The organism is Methanocalculus alkaliphilus (genome assembly GCF_024170505.1).
Classification (GTDB): Archaea; Halobacteriota; Methanomicrobia; order Methanomicrobiales; family Methanocorpusculaceae; genus Methanocalculus; species Methanocalculus alkaliphilus.
On record NZ_JALJYG010000005.1, the window covers coordinates 125,307 to 143,534 of the forward strand.

General features: G+C 46.6%; 20 protein-coding genes. 14 read left to right on the top strand and 6 right to left on the bottom strand.

What is annotated here, in order from left to right:
* The 6 genes from mbhI to J2T58_RS05580 are packed head-to-tail and all read left to right on the top strand — an operon-like array spanning position 1 to position 4,021.
* The gene (mbhI, locus tag J2T58_RS05555; protein WP_253488067.1) at positions 1-342 is read left to right on the top strand and encodes a membrane-bound hydrogenase complex subunit MbhI; all 342 of its coding nucleotides are present in this window, start codon (positions 1-3) and stop codon (positions 340-342) included.
* Positions 339-773, top strand: a complete 435-nt coding sequence (locus J2T58_RS05560; RefSeq protein WP_211529890.1) for an NADH-quinone oxidoreductase subunit B family protein — start codon at positions 339-341, stop codon at positions 771-773. Before mbhI ends, J2T58_RS05560 begins: the two co-directional genes overlap by 4 nt.
* Entirely contained in the window at positions 770-1,396 is a 627-nt protein-coding gene (locus tag J2T58_RS05565; RefSeq protein WP_253488068.1) for an NADH-quinone oxidoreductase subunit C, read from the top strand. Before J2T58_RS05560 ends, J2T58_RS05565 begins: the two co-directional genes overlap by 4 nt.
* Positions 1,389-2,621, top strand: a complete 1,233-nt coding sequence (locus J2T58_RS05570; RefSeq protein WP_253488069.1) for a hydrogenase large subunit — start codon at positions 1,389-1,391, stop codon at positions 2,619-2,621. Before J2T58_RS05565 ends, J2T58_RS05570 begins: the two co-directional genes overlap by 8 nt.
* Positions 2,621-3,619, top strand: a complete 999-nt coding sequence (locus J2T58_RS05575) for a respiratory chain complex I subunit 1 family protein (RefSeq protein ID WP_253488070.1) — start codon at positions 2,621-2,623, stop codon at positions 3,617-3,619. The genes J2T58_RS05570 and J2T58_RS05575 overlap by 1 nt, the downstream gene beginning before the upstream one ends.
* Positions 3,620-4,021, top strand: coding sequence for a 4Fe-4S binding protein (locus J2T58_RS05580; RefSeq protein WP_253488071.1), 402 nt, complete (start codon positions 3,620-3,622; stop codon positions 4,019-4,021).
* A gap of 94 nt (positions 4,022-4,115) precedes the next feature.
* Here J2T58_RS05580 and J2T58_RS05585 read toward each other — a convergent pair whose 3' ends face one another.
* Positions 4,116-5,534 carry an RNA-guided endonuclease InsQ/TnpB family protein gene (locus tag J2T58_RS05585; RefSeq protein WP_253488072.1) on the bottom strand — a complete coding sequence of 473 codons (1,419 nt, stop codon included), beginning with the start codon at positions 5,532-5,534 and terminating at the stop codon, positions 4,116-4,118.
* Between the two features lie 290 nt (positions 5,535-5,824).
* Here J2T58_RS05585 and J2T58_RS05590 point away from each other — a divergent pair, with 290 nt between their 5' ends.
* From J2T58_RS05590 to J2T58_RS05610, 5 genes are all read left to right on the top strand, one after another.
* Positions 5,825-6,049: a type II toxin-antitoxin system HicB family antitoxin gene (locus tag J2T58_RS05590; protein WP_253488073.1), complete on the top strand. Its 225-nt coding sequence runs from the start codon at positions 5,825-5,827 to the stop codon at positions 6,047-6,049.
* Entirely contained in the window at positions 6,027-6,269 is a 243-nt protein-coding gene (locus J2T58_RS05595; protein ID WP_253488074.1) for a type II toxin-antitoxin system HicA family toxin, read from the top strand. Before J2T58_RS05590 ends, J2T58_RS05595 begins: the two co-directional genes overlap by 23 nt.
* Before the next feature lie 580 nt (positions 6,270-6,849).
* Positions 6,850-7,086 carry a type II toxin-antitoxin system HicB family antitoxin gene (locus J2T58_RS05600; RefSeq protein WP_253488076.1) on the top strand — a complete coding sequence of 79 codons (237 nt, stop codon included), beginning with the start codon at positions 6,850-6,852 and terminating at the stop codon, positions 7,084-7,086.
* Complete coding sequence (locus tag J2T58_RS05605; protein WP_253488078.1) at positions 7,083-7,292, top strand: type II toxin-antitoxin system HicA family toxin; 210 nt, start codon at positions 7,083-7,085, stop codon at positions 7,290-7,292. Before J2T58_RS05600 ends, J2T58_RS05605 begins: the two co-directional genes overlap by 4 nt.
* A gap of 545 nt (positions 7,293-7,837) precedes the next feature.
* Positions 7,838-8,071: a hypothetical protein gene (locus J2T58_RS05610; RefSeq protein WP_253488080.1), complete on the top strand. Its 234-nt coding sequence runs from the start codon at positions 7,838-7,840 to the stop codon at positions 8,069-8,071.
* Between the two features lie 244 nt (positions 8,072-8,315).
* Here J2T58_RS05610 and J2T58_RS05615 read toward each other — a convergent pair whose 3' ends face one another.
* Complete coding sequence (locus tag J2T58_RS05615; protein ID WP_253488082.1) at positions 8,316-8,570, bottom strand: hypothetical protein; 255 nt, start codon at positions 8,568-8,570, stop codon at positions 8,316-8,318.
* On the opposite strand from J2T58_RS05615, the gene J2T58_RS05620 reads away from it, so the two are divergent.
* Together J2T58_RS05620 and J2T58_RS05625 are read left to right on the top strand one after the other, a co-directional pair.
* Entirely contained in the window at positions 8,499-8,657 is a 159-nt protein-coding gene (locus J2T58_RS05620) for a hypothetical protein (protein WP_253488107.1), read from the top strand. The two genes, J2T58_RS05615 and J2T58_RS05620, sit on opposite strands and share 72 nt — an antisense overlap.
* Positions 8,658-8,851: 194 nt before the next feature.
* A complete protein-coding gene (locus J2T58_RS05625; RefSeq protein ID WP_253488084.1) occupies positions 8,852-9,532 on the top strand; it encodes a tetratricopeptide repeat protein in 681 nt (226 codons plus the stop codon).
* Between the two features lie 124 nt (positions 9,533-9,656).
* Here J2T58_RS05625 and J2T58_RS05630 read toward each other — a convergent pair whose 3' ends face one another.
* Entirely contained in the window at positions 9,657-10,091 is a 435-nt protein-coding gene (locus tag J2T58_RS05630) for a hydrogenase 3 maturation endopeptidase HyCI (RefSeq protein WP_253488086.1), read from the bottom strand.
* Positions 10,092-10,609: 518 nt separating this feature from the next.
* Positions 10,610-11,608 (bottom strand): Ig-like domain-containing protein, encoded by a 999-nt coding sequence (locus tag J2T58_RS05635; protein ID WP_253488088.1) that lies wholly within the window; start codon positions 11,606-11,608, stop codon positions 10,610-10,612.
* A gap of 1,791 nt (positions 11,609-13,399) precedes the next feature.
* On the opposite strand from J2T58_RS05635, the gene J2T58_RS05640 reads away from it, so the two are divergent.
* On the top strand, positions 13,400-14,593 hold the full coding sequence (locus J2T58_RS05640) for a glycosyltransferase (RefSeq protein WP_253488090.1): 1,194 nt from the start codon (positions 13,400-13,402) through the stop codon (positions 14,591-14,593).
* Here J2T58_RS05640 and J2T58_RS05645 read toward each other — a convergent pair.
* A complete protein-coding gene (locus J2T58_RS05645) occupies positions 14,588-16,501 on the bottom strand; it encodes a hypothetical protein (protein ID WP_253488093.1) in 1,914 nt (637 codons plus the stop codon). The two genes, J2T58_RS05640 and J2T58_RS05645, sit on opposite strands and share 6 nt — an antisense overlap.
* A 497-nt stretch (positions 16,502-16,998) precedes the next feature.
* Positions 16,999-18,027, bottom strand: coding sequence for a hypothetical protein (locus J2T58_RS05650; protein WP_253488095.1), 1,029 nt, complete (start codon positions 18,025-18,027; stop codon positions 16,999-17,001).
* Positions 18,028-18,228 lie beyond the last annotated feature (201 nt).

Below are 18,228 nucleotides of genomic sequence, written 5' to 3' on the forward strand. Positions count from 1 at the left end.
ATGCAGACAACACTCTATACCGGCTATGGTGTCTGGGATCCGGTCATCTGGACGATAGCCGGAGCGGTGATCCTGCTGCTGGTCTATCTCCTCTGGAGGGGCGGGGTCTCAACCTACCGGAAGGGAAGTGAACAGGAGCGGCCCTACCTCTCCGGGAATGCCGAGCCTGAGAAGGACGCAGTCCATATCGGAGGAGGGAACCTGTACTGGGGGTTCACCGAGGGGCTGAAAGGGTATTACTCCCGGCTCGTCCCGGTCCATACCGGTGATCTGAACGATTATATGCTCTGGTACTTCGGGGTACTTGTTGGCATCTGCGCACTGGTGGTGATCTTCCAATGACACTCTCATCATCATTTAAGCGGTCGCTCTTTGTATTCCATTTCAATGCAGGCTCCTGCAATGGATGCGATATCGAGATCGTCGCGGCCATTACGCCCCGGTATGATCCCGAGCGGTTCGGGGTCAGGCTTGTCGGGTCGCCCAAGCATGCAGATGTCCTCCTTGTGACCGGACCGGTGACGGGGAAGATGGCGCCACGGCTCCGGAGGGTCTATGACCAGATGGCAGATCCGAAGGTTGTGATGTGTATCGGAACCTGCGGCCAGTCAGGCGGGGTCTTCTATGACTCCTATAATCTTGAAGGGCCGATCGATCAGATCATACCCGTTGACGTCTATGTCCCGGGCTGTGCCCCCCGGCCGGAGGCGATCATTCATGGTGTCGTCACCGCGATTACAAAACTCGAACGATTGGAAGGAGGTGAGGTATGAACGAGACACTACTCACGCCACAGGAACTGGTCGATCGGTTCGTGGGTACATTTGGTGATGCAATCACCGATCCCAGGATCGTTACCAGGGCCGAAGGGGCGAAGAAGAACCCAAATACAAATATCTGGATGACGATCGATCGCGAGATCCTCAAGCCCGTGATCAATCTGTTAAAAGAACTCTATTATCCGCATCTCTCGGTCATCTCGGGATGGGATACCGGGGAGGAGCTTCGGCTCCAGTATATCTTCTCGATCTATTATGGAAAACCGCATGGTGAGATTATGGTCACCTTCACGGTCCCCCTGAAGAAGACGGATCTTACCGTCCCGACGATATCGGATCAAATCCCCGGAGCGGCCTTTACGGAGCGTGAGAAGCAGGAGATGTATGGTATCACCGTCGAGGGGATCCCCGACGGCCGTCGCCTCTTCCTGCCCGAAGATTTCCCGGAGGGGGTCTATCCTCTCAGAAAGGATGAGACAGGGATTCCTGATTCGATGATAAAACACCTCTGGGAGACGAAGCGGCCAACAGACCGCCCAGCCCCGCCTGTCACCGAGAAGGAGGAGAAGACGGTGAAAGAAGAAGAGAAGCCAAAGGAGGTGAAATCTGATGAGTGATGAGATGAAGAAGAAGCCGTATGTGGTTCCAATCGGGCCGATTCATCCGGCATTAAAGGAGCCGGTCCAGTTCCTCTTCGAGATGGAAGGGGAGGTCGTGAAGAAGGCGGACTTTGCTCCTGGCCAGACCCACCGGGGGATCGAATGGATGGGAATGCGGAGAAACCCGGTTCAGATCGTCCATCTGACCGATCGTATCTGTGGTATCTGCGGGGTGACCCACTCGCTCTCGTTTGCACGGGCTGTTGAGCAGATCGTCGATATCGAGGTTCCTGCCCGAGCGGATTATATCAGGGTGATCATCGCTGAACTGGAGCGTATCCAGTCCCACCTCCTCTGGGCAGGAGTGGCTGCACATGAGCTTGGGTTCGATACCCTCTTCTATCTCGCCTGGCGGGTTCGGGAGGATTCACTCGATGTGATCGAGAATATCACCGGGAACCGGATCAACTATGGCCTCGTCCAGATCGGTGGTGTCAGGCGGGATATCACTCCTGAGCAGCATCCGGTGATTCACAAATGCCTGGACGGGTACCGTGATCTCCTCGGAAAGATGCTCAAGCTCTTCCTGCATGACACGACGATCTCGATCCGATGCAAGGATACAGGGATACTCTCGTTTGAGGAGGCGTTGCACCTCTGCACCGTCGGCCCGACCGCCCGCGCCTCCGGCGTGGTGAAGGATGTCAGGGTCGATTATCCCTATGCCGCATATGGCGATCTTGAGATCTCCCCGATCCTCCCGTCTGCATATGGCGGGGAGATCAATGGCGATGTGTATGACCGGATCATCGTCCGGCTTCTTGAGATCGAACAGTCGATCGAAATCATCGAGACCTGTCTCAAAGAGATGCCTGAGGGCGGGATCCTCTGGGAGCCAAAGCTTCCGAAGCTGCTTTCCGCCTGTAAGAAGGCGCATGGCGAGGCAGTTGGCAGGCATGAGGCACCCCGTGGTGAGTGCCTCCACTATGTTGCGATGGATGGGAACGAGGCTCCTGCGATGTGGAAGATCAAAGCATCCTCATACAGTAACCTTCACTCATGGATTCCGATTCTCGAAGGTGAGCAGCTCGCTGATGTCCCGATCGTCGTCGCCTCGATAGATCCCTGCCTCTCATGTACTGACCGTGTCGCGGTTATACGTGGAACCTCCAGTGATATACTCACGAAAGAGGATCTTCACCGGCTCTCGGTCGAAAAGACCCGGAGGATCCAGGGATGCTGATGGTGATTCTCCAGACGGTGGCAGCGGCTGTTGCGTTCTCGGTGATCGGGATCGTCATCGGTCTCTTTCTCCTTGGGATCGACCGGAGGATATCGGCGAGGATGCAGGCCAGGATCGGGCCGATCCTTATCCAGCCGTTTTATGATATCAGGAAACTCTTCTCAAAGGACAATATCGTCCCTGAGAATGCAATCCCCTCGATCTTCCATGCTGCACCGATCGTTGCCCTTGCTTCATCGATCATCGTGCTGCTGTACCTTCCGATTGGATCAATGATGCCGATCCTCGGGGGATATGGCGATCTCATCCTGGTGATGTACCTTCTTGCTGTCCCGTCACTTGCGATGGTCGCGGGTGGTTTTGCATCAGGCTCCCCATATGCGACGGTTGGTTCCCAGCGTGAGATGGTGAGCATGATCGCCTATGAGCTCCCGCTTGCGTCTGCGGTGATCGCCATCGCATGGCTCCTCTATTCAAAAGGGATCTCTGATCCCTTTACACTCCAGGCGATTGTGGAGAATCCGGTCTGGACACTCGTCGGTCCGATCGGGTTTCTCGGGCTTCTTCTCCTGATGCTAACCCTTGCATGGGTGACACCGGCAGAACTCTCAAAGATCCCCTTCGATTCGCCTGAAGCGGAGACCGAACTTGCCGGAGGTCTGCTTGTTGAGTATTCCGGAAAGAATCTTGGCCTCTTCACCGTCGCCCAGGGGGTCAAGACCCTGGTGATGGGCGGTCTGGCGGTTGCAATCTTCTTCCCCTGGAATATCTCACCCCTCCTTGGTCTTGGCTCCTATGCAGCGCTTGCAGTCGATGCTGCCTTCTTCTTCCTGAAGGTTGTGCTGCTGATGATCATCTCGGTGACGGCCATCAGAACAGGACTGGCACGATTCAGGATCACCCATGTCGTCACCATCTTCTGGGTCTATCTTGGTCTCGCCGGGCTTCTCGGTCTCTCGCTTGTGATCCTTGATTCGGTTGTTATGGGGGTTCTCTAAATGGCACTCCCGATGATCCGTGAGATCTTCACCCAGCTCTTCAGGACGCCGGCAACGAATCAGTTTCCTGCCCGCCACCTTCCAAAATCGATCACTGAGTTCTTAAAGAAGGTCGGGACCGGCGAAGCGACGATGATCCCGCCGGTCGCGACACCCCCTGCATTCCGCGGGAAGATAGAGTACGACCGTGACGGATGTATCGGTTGCAAGCTCTGTCTGAAGGTCTGCCCGGCACATGCGATCGAGTTCATCCCTGAGACGAAGAGGGTCAGGATCTACGTGGCAAGCTGTGTCTTCTGCGGCCAGTGCAATGATATCTGCCCAAAGGATGTCCTGAGGATGAGCGATGAGTTTCTTCTCTCGACTGAAGACCGGTTTGCCGGGAATCAGATTGTTGAGTGAGGGGAGAGCCCCCTTTTTTTCTCCCTGATGATGGGGCAGGCCGAGGCAGAAGCCTGGTTTAAGGATTGGATGAGCATGTGTCAACTACCCCGCCCTAAACGGCGGGGCTTGCAATACCAGTCATACGACTGATAGTGCAATTTAATCTGCACGAAGGTTGCTCGTAGTTGAGCCTTATTCGTACCGGCCGGTTGACACGGCCGCTACTGATTATCGGCGTAATAACCGAATCACCAGCTACTTTTCTCAAATGGTTGAGCGCACCATTTACATCCGCATTGATCACGGTACCGGAGCTGCTCTGATACAGTCCCCGCGTAATACGACGGGTTCGTCCATACCATGGTTTCTCGATCGGATCACGTGCCAGGGCATCAACCTGCGAGGTATACCGTTCATCATGGGAATCGTCATACTGTATCCCGACGAGCTCGCATTTGGATCGCAGTTTCTGTCGAAACTCCGCATAGGGGATCTGGACGAAATTCTGGTTGTTTATCGCACCATGATTGATCTGGTGTTTGATCCCATCCCATCGCGGCACAATAATGGTGCCGATTCCATGCTCACAGGCAAACGCGATCAGATAGGCGACAATCCGGTTCATCGTTTCGTTGATCCGGTTATCCCGCCTGATGAGAAGCCGGGACTGACTGTGTGTGAAATCCTTTGTTAACCCCTGTTTATCTTTAATCGATTGTAATCTGGCGTTTTCTTTGTTATACCACCGGTTAATTGATTTCAGATACATACCATCGATAATCGAGGCAGTCCCGGTAGCAGTCTCAACGATCGTCGCAAAATTGTTGACGCCGAGATCAATCGCAAGATAATGGTCAGGATGGAAAAATGTTGGTTGTACGGAAACAGTATACGCAAACTCGATCTTGTATACCTTCCCATTATGAACTGGAACAATAGTCACTTCACGGATCTGGTTTGGCTGGATGTGTGGCGGAATTTTGAAAGTCAGTTCTTTCCCGGTTAAACCATGCTGTTTTTTAAACATTCGTGCCATGCCGAGGGTGACATTGCCGTTTCGGATCGTGATATGTGACGCAGGAAAAGCCATTTTGTACCGGCCATCCTTCTCCAGATAGCGTGGAAGACGTGGTCGGTGTGGGAGGTCGCCGGAGTGGTACATCCGCATGAGTGCAAAATACGAGCTGTACGCTTCTTCAACACTTCTGAGGGTCTGCTGCGCAACATCACTATGGAGCAGCGGATAGTTCTCATTCTGGCGTGACCGGGCATAATTTGAGATATCTTTGTATGGAAAGTCTTTCTTCCGGGTATAGGGGAGAAAGGAACCGACACAGATGGTGACCTTTGATGCAATATCCGGTCGAATCGTCTGGAGAACCGAAATGTTTTCGCAATATTCAAAGGAATGCTGCCGGGTATTGTACAATGCAACATTGTACAGATTCTTTGCATGGTATGCGAGCGTGTCAATAATATAATGCTGTCGTTGGGACAGTCGCAGATAATTTGACACTGTTCGAATAGCCATTATATCGATATGGGTTGTACCACACGTTATACGTTATGTTTCAATTTCGGGCGATTCCTCCCCGGCATGAATGCCGGAGTCTCCTCGCCCCTTGGGGGGCACCCCCTACCCCCTCCGGCTCCCGGGTAGGTGATCTTGCGGCCACCGAACGGGGCTTACACAGATCAAAATAATCATCAATGATATAATAATCTGCTCTATCGATGATGCCGGGGCCGATATCCTGACGATAATAGCTCACCTTTATTGTTCTCTGGATCCAATACATCGAATTGTGGGGCTGCTTATCCATGCTGATTAAGTTTGAGATCTATAATGATGGGGAATTCTGGTGCGGACGTGGCATTGAGGTCGATATTTTTACACAGGGCAGGACACTGGATGATCTGATAGGAAATATTCGTGAGGCAGTCGAACTTCATTATGAGGAGTCAATCGGTGCTGGAGAACAGATAACCATTGTAACCCAAACTGAATTCCAGGTTGGTTCCGTTGCCAAAAGCTCCAGTTGTTAGTGGCCACGATCTCCTGAAGGTACTTGGGTCACTCGGCTACATAGTTCTCCGCCAGCGAGGTAGCCATGTGCAGATGGCAAAGAATACCGGTACTGGGGAGCACACAATAACAGTCCCCCTACACAACGAAATCGCAAGGGGTACCCTGAATGATATTCTTGGAAAAGTATCGCATAGGAACGGTATTTCAAAAGAAGATCTTCTTGCGATGCTCCGATAGGATTGCCTCCATCCTGCTGGTCGCCCCCCTCACCATCTCCTGTACCGCGCCTCCATGGGCTTACCCTCACCCGCATCCGGTACCGGCGCTCATTCGCGTTTTATCCGGACCCCCCTGCTATCCTCACTTCCCCCTTTGGTGGAAGGGGGCAGGGCGGTTGCCGGGGTGATCAACGTCACGATCTAACCTAAGTTTGCCACTTTGGCTTCAGTCACCGGTCACAGCATCCACTACCGTGATCTAATTTTTCCAGATTGTCATCGGTTGTAAGCATAATTGCACCAATGGATTCAGCACATGCAAGATGCAGAACGTTCGCAGAATCGACAACCATTCCTACAAACGAAAAGTATCGCTCTGAGATCTTTTTGTGATGTGAGGATGACACCAGAATACCCGGTTGATACTTGCTCAGGGATCAGGGAAGGTGGCGATCAGAAATTTGGAGAAGAATCATTCTGCTATGTTTTCCCTGCTCGCTCCTTCATATTCATCAGAGGTTAGAGATCCATCCAATCAAGAGGAATGCCATACTTTTATGCATTCATGCTTGTAAGTATATGGTATCAGGGGTTTGATCATGGGAAAGATACAATTAACTGTAATAATATGGGAGGAAGAGGGATTATATGTCTCGAAATGCCCTGAAATCGAGGTTGCCAGTTGCGGAAATTCTCCACAGGAAGCCCTTGATAATATCCATGAGGCAATCAATCTTTACATAGAAAATGCACGGGCTCTTGGCATGATGGAAGAGATCGAATCGGCCCTCCGGGCCCGCCATAAATTTACCTCGATGATCGAGGTCGAGGCGTGACAAAACTCCCACTTCTGCCTTCAGAAGAGATCATCAAAAAATTGAAGAAGGCAGGGTTTACTATTGCACCAACCCAGGGGAAAGGGAGCCATACAGCACTGTATGCAGTAGGAGATGATGGAAGGAAACTATTGGTTATTGTCCCAAAGAACAACCCAATTCCTCGTGGCACACTAATATCCATTTTGAAACAGGCCGACCTGTAAAAAGAAGAGTTTATCTCACTCTGACCTTCCCTTACGACATACTGAATGTTTCTGCTCGCCTCAGCCATTCAGGAAGCGAGCTTATATCCAGGAAGTTAAAGAAACTGCCGGCCTATCTCTACAATTTTACCTAACCCGATATAGTATAATTTCTCCCTTGTCAAGCCCCATATCCAAAAGAAAAAAAGGCATTTCTTCTGCAAAACTAAAAATAGATCTAAGCCGGGAGTTACTGCTATGCAGTAGATCACACACACTCAATCCAATCGTCAGTTTGAACCCTCCTTTTCTTCTTCAGTTACTTTTACGCGAATTCGGTCTGTTCCTTTCGTTCATAACGATAGTCGTGTCAACACTCCGGGCATCCTGGACTTTCTGGGAGATGAAATGCCTGATGATCCGCACGATATCAAGTTGACCGTCTATCTCAAGGACTGAAAAGCGTTCGTGATGTTATAGAAACCATCTCTATGCACATAATGGCATTTACGTACATTTGTTATAATGTGCACATCCATAAATGCATTAAAGACATACACGGAGCTGTGTCTACCCGCAAGAGCGAGGCTGGGAGCAATCGGATCAAGCGTATTCCTGTGAAAGAGCCAACCTGGAGGAGGCTGCACGATCTGAAAGAAGCTGGCCAGAGTTATGATGAGCTGCTTTCTGTGATGATCCTGCGTGAGCGTGACTATCGCGATTGGAAGATGATCATCGGGATCGATCAGGCCGGCAGGTTTGTAGACTTCGACCCCGACGAGATAATGCGAGACAGGTAAATTCCCCAAACGATTCCATTCCGCTCCTGATTGTGCGAGGCTTTCGTAGTGGCATTACCTATCATACTTTATTCCATATACGAAGGTACAATGACGAAAGGCAACAAAAGGCATTCATTTTCCAGACAGAATCGTCGATCAGCTCCTGCCTGCCCCACCGGGCACCCTGTCCCAACAGCAGCCACTCTATTCTGTTTGTACTCCTGTTGCGTATGGAGGACCATACCCACAGGATCTATCAAGGTTATAACCGCTCCACCGAACGGATTTTTCCCATCTGTAACAGTTTAAGGAGCCGATCTGCAGCCTCCCGGACAACCGAAGAGAGGCCGACGGCCGGCTGGATCGTCTCTGGCTCAATCCCGATGAAGAGGAACCCGGGGATGTCAGGGGAGAGATAGGCGATCAGGTGCGAGAGCGGGAGCATATGGGTGCCGATGCTCGTATCATCGATCTTCTCCGGGGGGGTGATCCGGATGCTGCCTGCGAGAAGGCCCATTGCTGCTGCATCAACGATGACAAGCAGGAAGGGGCGGCACGGCGGATCGGGGCGGTGAAGTTCTCCGGTGCAGTGCCCCCGTTGTAGGCAGGGTGGATGTCAGCGATCGCCTCTGCAATATGACGGGCATTCTCTTCATTTGATAGAAGGGTATCGCTCAAACATGGGATGATCATCGCACTCCTGGTGCCCTGGTTCCTATTACTCCTCAAATCATGGGCAGTTGGTATTCTGGTGAAGAACGATAAATACATATATTAATAAATTAATATCAAATTCAAATGATATTGCCCCCTCGTCAAAGAGCAACCTTTCTTCTGCTTATTGCCCTTATCATTTCACCATCGGCAGCAGTGGCGATAGATGCTGAGGCATCAGAAATCTTCTTCAGGGGGAACCAGCTTTTTGATGCGGGTGAGTATGAAGCCGCCCTCGCATCATATGATGCAGTACTTCGAATTGATCGGGGATATGCCGAAGCATGGGCGAACCGGGGAGCTGCACTCTATCAACTCAATCGACATTCTGCTGCTTTACGATCGTTTTCCCGTGCTGTGGATCTTTCCCCGGATCTGGTGATCGCCTGGGAGGGGCTGGGTAACGTATGTGCAGCTCTTGATAATCCTGAAGAGGCGGCCGCATGTTACCGTGAGGTAATCACACTCGATCCTACCGCTGCGTCTGCCTGGGCGGCTCTTGGAGATGCCCTCCTCGAACTGGGGATGTATCAAGAGTCGCAACGGGCATATGAAGAAGCAATAGCACTCGACCGTTCATATGCCCGGATACCATTCCGGGATAAAGACAAAACAGTCAGGGTGGAAGAACTCACCAGCCCCGGCGATGTAAGCCTGCTCAACAGGATGCTTCCCGTATCGGTTCAGGCCCCCATTGCAGCACATTGGGCCATCATTGCCGTTTTTGTGATAATGGTGAGCGGAAAGGGGCGTCTGAAGAGATGAGGTGGCAATGAAGACCTTCCATCGAATTACTGAGAACCCTTACGTCAGAAATAAGCTGTATGTGCATCGTCTTTCCTGGTGAGATTTCCTGATTGTACCACGATAATCACTGGAGCTATAATAGTTACAACCCCTCCAATGATCGGATCTCTCCCATCTGGAGCAGGTCAAGGAGCCGATCTGCAGCCTCCTGTACAGCAGGAGAGAGGCCGACGCCCGGCTGGATCGTCTCTGGCTCAATCCCGATGAAGAGGATCTCGGGGATGTCAGGGGAGAGATAGGCGATCAGGTGCGAGAGCGGGAGCATATGGGTGCCGATGCTCGTATCATCGATCTTCTCCGGGGGGATGATCCGGATGCTGCCTGCGGGAAGGCCCATTGCTGCCGCATCAACGATGACAAGCAGGGAAGGGGCGGCACGGCGGATCGGGGCGGTGAAATTCTCCGGTGCAGTGCCCCCGTTGTAGGCAGGGTGGATGTCAGCGATCGCCTCTGCAATATAGCAGCCGGCACCATCATCTGAAAGGAGGGTGTTTCCGACACCAAGGATGAGCATCATTACTGAACCTGTTGGTGCCCAGGACTACAAGAACCTGCGGCAGGAGGGGGTAGCTGGATGGTTGCCAAAGGGAGGTGTCGCTTAAAACGGCTCCCTCACCATCATTGGTTGCGCGCCGGATGGAGAAGGCGTTATAGGGGAATAAATCTTCAATTTACAGGTTTTTTTAGATGAGTGATTGAAAGTGTACGGTAGATTCATAAGCTGATGCAGAGACGTATCAATTGTCCCGGATGATCGGGAGGGAGGTGAACGCCTCATGGCATTTGAAGCACCTGGCAAGAAGGAGAAGACTCCGGCACCTGAAAAGAAATCCAAGGATATGAAAGGAGGAAAGAAAGAGAGCAGAAAATAAGGGCCTCTCCTCCATTTTTTTAGGATTCTCCAAAGGGAGATGTACGTATTCTTTTTTGAGAGGGAGTCACCCATTTCAGGGTGACTCAGTGCCGGATTTGAGGAGGAAGCCGGATATTTCGGATACTATCATGTCAACGCTTTCAAAAATATGTTGTTCTTTTTTAGAAGAGTTGTATTGTGCAGTCTGTACCCAAGGCAGCAAAATACCCGCGACCTGGCTGAAGCGTGGTCACTGCTTCATAGGATCGCCTTGCAGGATTGTATGCATAGACAAATGGTAAGGACCAGGCATCTGATGGATCAAGGGTAATATCATTCATATGAATTTCATCACTGGGAGCACCGATGGGGTTCCATCCTCGCCCAAGTTCCATGGTGATCGAGGAGGGCCTGGTTCCCTTCACGATGATCTCACTGACACTGGATGATGAGACCCAGTATGCTCTTCCTGGCACAAGTTCATCAAGTTCGATGCTTTGTCCTCCACGTGAATTCGGGTTGTTGGTTGGGGAGAAGATACGAATCGAAGCGGGTGATGTTGCCTCAAGCTCTGCATCCTCATATGGTATCGATATTAAGTTATATCCCACCTGAATGGGGATCACCATTTCCTGCCTTGAAGGGTTGGTTGGTGGAAGTGGTTTCTTGCCAACCTTCACATCGGTCTGAACAACAACACCATCAGGGTTGATGATCTCATCCGGAAGGTTCACAAGGATACCTTCGAGCCTGTATGTGCCTGAGGTTGTGCCATCATACCCGGATGCAGTATTGGGCCAGTAAACATCGACTGTCCGCACAGAACCATCACAGATGGTTGCCTGAACGGTTCGGGGAAGTCCGATCTCCTGGAATGATGTACCGTATTCTACTGCAAAGTCACCTATTGCCGTTACTCCAGTAACCTCATAAAGTGTCGGTGTCGGTGTCGGTGTCGGTGTTGGTGTTGGTGTTGGTGTCGGTGTCGGTGTCGGTGTCGGTGTCGGTGTTGGCGTTGGCGTTGGTGTCGGTGTTGGTGTTGGGGTTGGTGTCGGTGTCGGTGTCGGTGTTGGTGTTGGGGTTGGGGTTGGTGTCGGTGCCCGTGGGTTTAATGGATAGGGTGTGGGTTCGACATAGCCGCCGGTATCATGGTAATAGAGGACCGGGCCAAATTCTGACAATGCTCCCTGAATAATATTATTGCTCATATACACTTTACCATAGGGACTCTGTTCTGGAGCGAGGTTATGAAATGTCTGTCTAACTGGACCAGTTCCCTGATTTCGACTGTCCATAATATTATATTCAATCCAAGCGCCGGTTCGTGGCTGGCCTCTCTGATTGAATGCATTCTGATCTGTTCCAAGGAAGGTATTGTGATGAATCCAAACCCAGTCTCCTCCCCACTCGAGATTGTTCGGGTCCTGGTGCATGTCAAAATATGCGGAGGCGGCATGTGGACCGACAATATTGTATCGTGCTTCAAACGCACAGTGCGGCCCTCCAAGCGATGTAATAGAGTGCCGGTTATAATCAAACAGATTCGCTTCGATTAAGACCTCCGAATTTATTATTGCAATTCCATATCCAGTACCGGTAAACAGATTTGTATGAATGTGATTATGGTGGATGTATTGCCCACTGTCTGGTCCCGTATCCTGTATACGAACTGCTGCATAACCCCATTCATATATTTCACAATTATCTACCTCAAAGTTGTCATGATATGATCGTATGGCATGTCGGTGGTCCCGGAAATTCTCTGAGGTTGGGTATGGACCCTGTATTCTGAGCCCGGTGATTCGGATATCAGGACCGCCGGTGTTAAATGGACGGCCTGACGTTGGATCTCCAGCTAATGCATTCTGAAAAATCCGGCCGCCAGGAGCTCCGTTCTCCCCTCGATTGCTCGCTATTGTCACGCCTCCGGGAATACGGACATTAAAGGTTCCAGACATATCGATGTTGGCATTCCCATGAACATACACAATATCGCCGGATTTCGCCTGGTTTAAAGCAGCAAGTAATCCGGCTTTATCATGAACGATCGCTATGACCCGGGGATCAGTCGGTTGAATTATATCACTATATCCAATACCGCCCCCGATGGGGTTCCCTGTGGGGTTTGCGTCAGCACCGTAGATTGGTGTCGATGGATAGGCCATCGCAAGCTGAGCGATGCTGAGTAATACAACCAGAGCTAGTAGAAGCCTGGTAAATTCTCCTTTTCTCATATACATTTTATTGTAAACTACACGTATATAATATTTTCTCTTTAGTAAAACATCAAGAATTCTATTTTTTTAGAATTTAGAAGCCATATGTTGATTTTTACAGAAAAGATCTATAAAATTTGAATTATCAGTTTGTATCGATATATATAGTATTGCATTGTATTTCCTAATAATAAGCCATTATTTGTTTTTAGGATTGCTTAAAGTGATCGATTTCTGAAGGTTTAATTAAAAAGAGGTTTTAACATAATAATGCAATAAATCAAATAATGAAAAGGTCGCTTTTTCAAACCCCGATCCATCTATACTAAGTGATTGAAAGAGATAATTTTTTTCTCATCGGGAGGGATCCGTACTCGCGCATGATATGGATAGACGAAGTTCATACAAAGAGGGTAACATACAACAGCCGGTTAACCGGCCATTTGTGGTGTGCGGCAGGGCCAGTCCATGTCGGTCATGTGATCGAAACAACCCCAGAGATTGACCCCGACATACCCATTCTCATGTTAAAAAATACAATTTGAAGCAACTGGATTCGCTCAAACATTAGTCATCTGAGCAATGGTTTTTTTAATCACAGAGAGTAGGATCCAAAACCCTGAAAGATGCGTCCATTCCACCTTAATGATAATAGTCTGGTGGGGGGGTCAAAGCCTCAAGGCACCGTTGATTATTGTATTAATTAAAAGAATATATATTTATTATAGTATAGATCATATTATACAATGGTAGGAGTTGGGAATAATCAGAATAAAATATATCTGCAGATGTTGTTCACAATTTGATAAAGGTCTGAATAAGAAAATTATTTCTCAGATTAAGCATTTAAGGAACCATAATATCGAGACGATTCATTACTCTGTTTGTACAGATGATGAAAAGGCATCGGACAGTTCCATTGAATTAATAAAAATTCCAATGAAAACAAAATTAATTTTTTTAAAACGGGTGAAACGAGAGTATAATTTTTATAATATTTTAAATTATTTGATCACTACCTCACAAGAAGAAGATATAGTATATTTGCGTATACCCTATCCATCCATACAATTAACACAGATACTTAAAAAAGCGAGATTGTGCAAAATTTGCATTGAATATCAAACTATCGAACCTCTCGAATATAAATTGATAAAAAAATATTGGTATCTCATACTCGATTTTTTCTTTGGCAATGCGATACGAACGTATACAGATGCGATAGTCGGGGTCACGGATGAGATAACGAGCTATCAACTCTCCCGGGCAGGAAACCAAAATAAACCTCATATAACAATCGGAAATGGCTTTGATGTTGCTTCAGCCACGGTGCGCCATCCCCCAAAGTATGATGGAAAAGACCTTCATCTACTTTGTGTCGCGCACATCAGACGCTGGAATGGTCTCGATAGGCTTCTCAACGGCATTGCAAATCACCATAACTCCCCAAAAATAATTCTCCATATTGCAGGAGATGGAGAGGAACTGTCTCATCTCCAGGAATTAGCCGTTCACTTAGGAATCACTGATCGTGTGGTATATCATGGATTTACGACCGGCAGATCCCTCGATACCCTTTTTAATACGTGTCATATAGGAGTTGGGAGTCTTGGAATTCATCGCATTGGCTTGAAGGAAGCATCTATACTAAAAGCAAGAGAGTATTGTGCAAGAGGGCTTCCTTTTATGTATGGAATAAAGGATCCTGACTTTCCCCTTGATTTTCCTTTTATACTTCAGATTCCGCCTGATGAATCCCCGGTTGATATGAAAAAGGTTATTTCCTTTGCTGAGACGGTTTGTACAGACCATGACACTCCCCGGAAGATGCATAGATATGCAGAGGAACACCTGGACTGGTCAGTAAAAATGAAAACATTGAAAGGATTTTTAGAGACAATGAGTGAATCAAGAAAAGGCAGGCCGGAAAAGAATAGCCCTGATTTATAAACGGCCAGTTAGATAAGATATATGAGAGTTGCTATAAATAACATTATTATCATTAAAAAAATTATTTACATCTTTCATGTTTTCATTATTCGAAATATAATTCACTCTACCCATCCCATCCTCAGTCTGAAGGTGGATGACCATATCTTCAAATTTCTTATTGCGAAAAATTACATATTGATCATCTTTTGGAGTCCACGTCATGCCACGTAGCATAGTGCTTGAGTAATACGGCAAGTCAAGTTTTTCTGTCAGGCTGAAGTATTCAAGATTAAAATATCTATATGTATGATAATCCGAATATAATTCAACGCCAAAAGGTATCTTATTATTGGCATAATTATATCCGGTTAATTCACCTTCCGTGAAGTAGAGTCTGCCTTCATCACTCGTTATATCTAAAATTGGTTGCTGGAGGGATAATAGAATAAATAATGAAAAAATAATTATAATCATAGAATGATATATCCGAGAGAAGGCACTTTTCTGAGTCCATTTGCTTAACCAGAAAATCCCTGAAGCCATAGCAAAAGCCATAAATGGAGCAATAAGGAGTGCGAAGCGATCAATCCTATATATCCGTGAAATTGTTTGTGATGTAAGCAAAGGATTAGGGATATAAAAAATTAGGACCATTAAAGAAAAAATCGCTAGCACTGGTAGATATTGTGGCTTCTGTCGATAGAGGAGATAAATAATTCCTACTAATGCAAACAATATGAAAATTGATATATCAATTTGGTTTTGTACGAACATAACAGCCAGCTGCATCTGATCCAATGATGGATCAATGACAGTGTGAACCTGGCCAAAGTCTAAGTAGTCTAAGCCTGTTCTTGATTTAACAAGCCAATCAAGAAATACTCTCGATGTAAAGATCCAATATGTACAAAAAGAGATAGTAATAAAGAGCATTTGATTTGTTGAAAAGTATTTCTTCTCTGATAACAATATTTCACATGCCATAAATAAAGCTAATAAGAATGCTATTTGCGCTATAGAAACCTGATGTACAAGCATTATGAATATAGAAAATATGAATATAAAGGCTTTATATATCATAGGATTTTTTTCTTTTGAGGTAAATATCAGGTAGAGAAGTATCACAAATCCAACGAAAGCAGTGGTTCGTGTAACCATCATTATTCCTTCAAGAAGAACGATAGGGAGCAGAGAAAAACACAAACAAGCTAATAATGAAATCTGTTCACTTTCTGACAAATACAAAAAAATTCGATATAGGAATAGTATCACGGTAACATATACTAAACACATGACAAGGAATTGTGTATGCTGCACAGAAAGCCCAAGTATAGCTGAAGACATTGCGTTATAAATATGAAATAGTGGAAAGGTAGCATACGAAGGGGAAAGATCCGCTGGAATTGTATGTCCTGATAATAATGTTACTGTTGTATACGTATTATGATAAAGAAGATCTGTTGTTCTAAAAAAGAGCGGATACGCAAAGGTAGTACCATAAATTATATTCATCATCACCAGGATAATTTCTGGAATTATCGTATTTGAAGAGGCAAGCTGAGAGTATATCTGAAGAAAAATTATTAAAAAGAGAGAAAATATCAAAAGTAAATATATAAATCTGGAAATGCCCATCAACAATACAATAATTGATAAAATATATAGTAAAGTAAAAAGAAGATATGATAAATGTGATGAGCGGAACAATTTCAAGTCATACTCATTATTGTCTTCATTAGTGGGATTTTTGAAGATATAAATTAAAAGAAATGAAGCTAGTATTGAAGGTACTGCAACAGTTAATCCTCTGACTGAATAATCCCAGCGACCTAAAATAAGTCCACCGAATAATAAGCTCGTCAGTATAATAATAATCACAACTACAGGTAATAATTCTGCGAATTTTTTCACATACCTGTTTTTCATAAAAATAAATTAATGCATTCAATATATATTAGTATTGTGAAAAGGATCTCAGGTATCAAAGACCAGGTAATACATGTAGAAAAAAATACATATTAACCTTGAAAAAAGGTACAACACCGCATAGATACAAGCCACCTTCTCTATGAAGGACGCAGGGTTTTTCGGGTATGAATACTACACCTTTCGAATAAATATTACCACACCGTAGTCAGTCTCCTCATATACCCCATTATATTCTTCTTCGGTTCGTCCTGTTCAAAAGCGCACCCCTACCCTCGGCAGTAAAACTCCAGCCATCAAACATTTTCTTACATGGCCATATATAACACGAATAATCATGGCTCTCGTCGATGACTCAAAGCCACGATATCTCATCCCAGGATTGTTGCTGGTGTGTATGACTCACTTGCATCGGCGAAAACAATTGGTTGTGGAGAAGTGTTGGCGCATCCATCCCGCGACGCAAGTCATGGGCTTTCTGCTGTACTGATCGTAATTCATGTAAACCCAAAAGGGGGCTTATCGTTCATCGAGCCAACGTTTCCTGGGTAGTTTTCCATAAACCACACCATAAATGAGGTGACATCAATTTTTTCATTGAGAAGACGTTCTCGTTTCTCCCGTCCCTTCTCCTTGAGATCTTTTTCCTGCAACAGCTCCACTGCCTTCTCAATCGACGCTTCCTGGCTTGATGAATCAAGCCGGAAATTATATACAAGATCATACCGACTCTCTTCCTCATCAGTATACCCGCGACCGGCAAAGTCACAGAATATTGCATGTGTCCCTAAAACTGCACACTCTGATGCCATGGTCGAGCTTTCTCCATATAATAGTGTGGCGTAGCAGAGAAGATCATGCATTTTCTCCGGTGAGACGGTGATCCGATATTTTTCAAATTCATCTGGCAGAGGTTTCTCAGAGGTTATAAAGACCCGGCCATATTTTTCAAACTCACGGATGGCCTTTCGCTTCGTCTCAAGCGTTAACCCCGATTTTCCAATATCATGGTGTGCATCCCATGCCAGAAATCTAATAATTATATATTTTTCATCATAATCTACACCTGACCCATCTAATGATCCAAAATTTGGCCTATAATAATTAGGATATAAATAAAATAATTCCTTATATGCTTCAATTCTTAATTGTTTATGTCCGAGATCTTTTGTAAAGCAGGTGGGAGTTATGATAACATTCGAAAAGACTTTGCAAATCATAAGGGAAAAAGAGGCAATCTCCGTATCCTCAAATAATATATGTGGTTTTCTGAAGAAGAAGCTGTTTATTGCCATCATTGGAGAACTTCTGCCGAAATACATGTCCGGTTTAAACTGTCGACTGGCTTGAAAGATGGCATATGTTGTTTTCAGAAAAATTATTCCCTTTTCAATAATGCCTTTCACTGAGGTTTCAGATATTATCTCATAGAGTATATTAAAGGCATCAAGTAATTCGCAGGTAACATCTTTTCTAATGGCAACTACTTTTATTTCATGTCCTTTCCGTTTTAACTCTTCAATCATATACCTGAATTGATGGGCCCATGCAGGATGTTCCACAGAGAGCAATAAACGCATAAGCATTCACCGGGCATTATACCACTTTTTTGGAATTGAATGGATGGTATTGTGTAAATGGCGGGATCAAAGTGCCCAAAAGTGGCGGAATAAAAATGCTCATTTCAACAACATAAAACCTCTGTTATACAACCCTTTCAGACATGG